Annotated in this window: 3 protein-coding genes and 1 pseudogene; all 4 read right to left on the bottom strand. The window is 47.9% G+C overall.

Annotated elements, in window-relative coordinates; genetic code table 11:
* A pseudogene (locus GRP75_RS21925) lies at nucleotides 1-413 on the bottom strand (cell division protein FtsA); the annotation flags it as partial.
* A 199-nt stretch (nucleotides 414-612) separates the two neighbouring features.
* Nucleotides 613-1,377: a cell division protein FtsQ/DivIB gene (locus GRP75_RS21920; RefSeq protein WP_160790352.1), complete on the bottom strand. Its 765-nt coding sequence runs from the start codon at nucleotides 1,375-1,377 to the stop codon at nucleotides 613-615.
* Nucleotides 1,378-1,433: 56 nt separating this feature from the next.
* Nucleotides 1,434-2,744, bottom strand: a complete 1,311-nt coding sequence (gene murA, locus GRP75_RS21915) for a UDP-N-acetylglucosamine 1-carboxyvinyltransferase (RefSeq protein WP_176716858.1) — start codon at nucleotides 2,742-2,744, stop codon at nucleotides 1,434-1,436.
* A partial coding sequence (gene murB, locus GRP75_RS21910; RefSeq protein WP_160790351.1) for a UDP-N-acetylmuramate dehydrogenase occupies nucleotides 2,734-3,466 on the bottom strand: 733 nt, incomplete at its 5' end. The genes murA and murB, both read right to left, overlap by 11 nt.

Raw genomic sequence — 3,466 nt, 5'->3', positions numbered from 1 at the left:
AGGCCATCCACGACATACTGCTTGGCTACCACGTCAATAATTTCTCTCTCCGGTGGTACGGCAATAACCTCAGCTGCCTTCAGTACACGCTCAATGTCCTCCTCACCGATTTCACGGTCCTCGTTGGACACGGCTACTACGCCATGACTATTTTGCAGGCCAATATGATTGCCTGAAATCCCCACATACACTTCTGTTATTTGAATACCAACCATGCGTTCTGCGTGATCCACGGCGTTACGGATTGATTGCACGGTTTGATCAATGTCTACAATTGCACCTTTGCGAATCCCTTCCGAGTCGGCAGATCCAACTCCAATAATATTAAAGGTTCCATTATTCATTTCCCCAATAATAGCCCGAACTTTGGATGTACCGATGTCCAAACTAACAATGATGTCATTGTTGCTCAAGTCTGTGGCACCTCCTGACTCCAAAATGAATTTCGTTCTTTAAACACACTCTGTACATATTCAACAAACTCCATGCTTTCCCTCTTTTTTCTACAAATTTTTTAGAAGCCAATTTATGGTTGCAGTCACATAAAAATTTGAAGAAAAAAGAAGGAGGCAAGTCTATTACCCATAAAATCAATTCTAGCATTTTTTCACATCACTGAGTAGTATCTTTTTCTTGGCCCTCTTTACTCGTATCCGGTTTGAACGGAACGTAGGAATCCGCCTCCAACATGGTGATCAAACCTGGATCTTCTGTTTCTAGCACCTGGTTCAAATAGCTGATTTTAGAATTCAGTAGAGAAACGGTTGTAATAACCTCAAACTGGGAACGTGTGTACATTTTGATGCGGTCCGGAAAAGAAGGAATCGGCGCGGGAATAATTTCCGAAATATCGGCTGTCCATTCCCCCGGAATGCGTGATAAAGCATCACACAGCTTCGCTTTGTACGGATCATCAGATTTCCATTTGGTCAAAATAGGCTTCTCAACGGCTATTCCGCTACTCCCCACGCCCACGCTTGTCCCGTTCGCTAGAATAGCACGAAGGCTCCCGTCACTCTGCAACTCGTAAGCGACCGTAGCAAACTCTTTAATGTGAATAGCAATAATCCCCGGAAACTGCTTGTCCACTGTGACTTGCTGTATCGATTGAATTTCCCGCAGTTTCTCAGAGATGTCGGATGAACTGACTCCGAAATACTGATCTCCAACAGCCAGACCGCTTCGATTAAGAAGCTGATCTCGGGTCGAAAATACATTACCATCAAAACGAATTTCAGAAACCCGACTCAACGAAGAACGGAAAAAGAGAACAGCGAGCAGTACGATAAACAACAAAATGAGAAGAATAGCAATCTTCCGGCTTGTACTTTTTTTCGTTCTGTTCTTTTTAAGAACAGGTATTTGAGCATTTGGCATAGCTTCTCTCCACAAAAGCCTTTTGTCCCCCCGTTAACGGAGGGACATTACAGGCATTAATTTACGAAATCCAGCTGCTCCGGCACCGGAGACTGACGGCTCATTCGGGCACCCAGTCCCTGGAAAAGACGTTCGATTCGGTCATACCCTCTGTCAATATGATGAACCTGCTCGACAATGGTACATCCTTGAGCCGCTAGACCCGCTATGACCAGCGCAGCCCCTGCCCGCAGATCGGTAGCCTCTACCGTAGCCCCGTACAGACGAGAAACTCCTCTTATAAAAGCAGCATTTGCATCAACCGTAATATCAGCACCCATTACATTTAGTTCATCTACATGTTTGAATCGGCTTTCGAAGACGGTCTCTTTCATGACACTGAATCCGTCCGCCAAGGAAAGCAGAACCATGACCTGAGATTGCAAATCCGTCGGAAAAGACGGGTAAGGGGAGGTAACGATCCTTTCCACTGCTTTGGGACGACTCATACAACTTACGGTCATTATATCATTCAAGATGCCGATTTGAACACCAGCCCGCCTGAGGACATGAATCAGAGCAGACAAGTGGGATGGATTGCAGTGGGTCAGCGACACACTTCCTCGTGTAGCTGCAGCTGCGATCATAACCGTTCCAGCTACTATGCGGTCAGGAATGACCTCATACGTACACGGATTGAGGCGACTGACCCCCGTAATTGTAATCGTGTCGGTTCCAGCACCGATAATGCGGGCTCCCATGGCATTCAAGAAGTTTTGTAGATCCTGAATTTCCGGTTCCCTCGCTGCATTGGTGATCGTTGTTCGTCCTTCAGCCAACGCAGCAGCCATCATAATATTTTCCGTTGCACCTACACTCGGGAAATCCATGTGGATGTCCGAGCCGATTAGCTTGTGGGCTCGAAATGTAATTTGCTCGTCTTTTTCCTCTATCTCTGCGCCAAGAGCTTTTAAGCCCTCTAGGTGAAGATCAATTTTGCGCTCGCCTATGGCGCAGCCTCCGGGCTGGTAAATGGAAACTTCTCCATATCTGGCGAGCAGCGGTCCCATCAGAAAGATAGATGAGCGCATTTGCTTCATCAAATCTTCTGGAATTTGGAACGTTCGGACGGACGACGTATCCACGTATACCGTTTCCTCTTCATGTCGGCATGTACAGCCGAGTCTTTCAAGGATGTGCAGCATGACCTTAATGTCTAAAAGATGGGGCACATTCCGAATTTCTACCTTACCTTGTGCTAGTAAGCTCGCTGCAAGAATAGGTAGTGCCGCATTTTTTGCCCCATGGATACGTATGGTGCCTGACAGGGGACGGCCTCCCTCAATCACCAATTTGTCCAATGTATCACCTCCGAGTTTACCGCTCACCCACTACGAAAACCTCCGGAACTAGCTTGATGCCGGTTTGAGATGATATTGTACTTTGAATATGCTTCATTAGGGTAAGCACGTCCTCTGCTGTCGCTTGACCGGTATTTACAATGAAATTGGCATGCTGTACAGATACCTCTGCGCCTCCCGCCTTCAAGCCCTTGAGACCTGCGCTCTCAATAAGACGAGCAGCATAGTCTCCTGGAGGATTACGGAATACGCTTCCTGCACAAGCTAACTGTAACGGCTGGGTCAGCCGGCGGCGGTCTTTAAAAGCCGCAAGTGCTGCTGAAATTTCCTCGCGGTCGCCCCGCTTCATCCGAAACACTGCCTCTGTCACCATTCCACGTTGCTCATGCAACACGGAGTGACGATAGCTGAAATGCATATTCTCGGCATCGTACACAGCCAATTCCCCTGTATCCAGCACAATCTCAGCGGACTGGAATATTTGTGACACATCAGACCCATGGGCACCGGCGTTCATGTAGACAGCCCCACCGACTGATCCTGGGATACCACCAGCAAATTCAAGACCGGACAGGCCCTGCTTGCTGGCCATAACGCACAGTTTGACCAGTGAAACGCCTCCTCCAGCAACGATCTGTTCATCTTCAAAATGAACATAATCAAATCCTGGCCCCAGCTTGATCACAAGTCCCCGTATCCCTTTGTCAGAGACGAGCATGTTGGAGCCCCGACCCAACTGCATCCAGGGA

It is taken from the genome of Paenibacillus sp. OT2-17, assembly GCF_009827695.1.
In the GTDB taxonomy this organism is placed as follows: Bacteria; Bacillota; Bacilli; order Paenibacillales; family Paenibacillaceae; genus Paenibacillus; species Paenibacillus polymyxa_B.
Note: the sequence above shows the minus strand (reverse complement) of the source record. Positions and strands in the feature narration are given on the sequence as shown.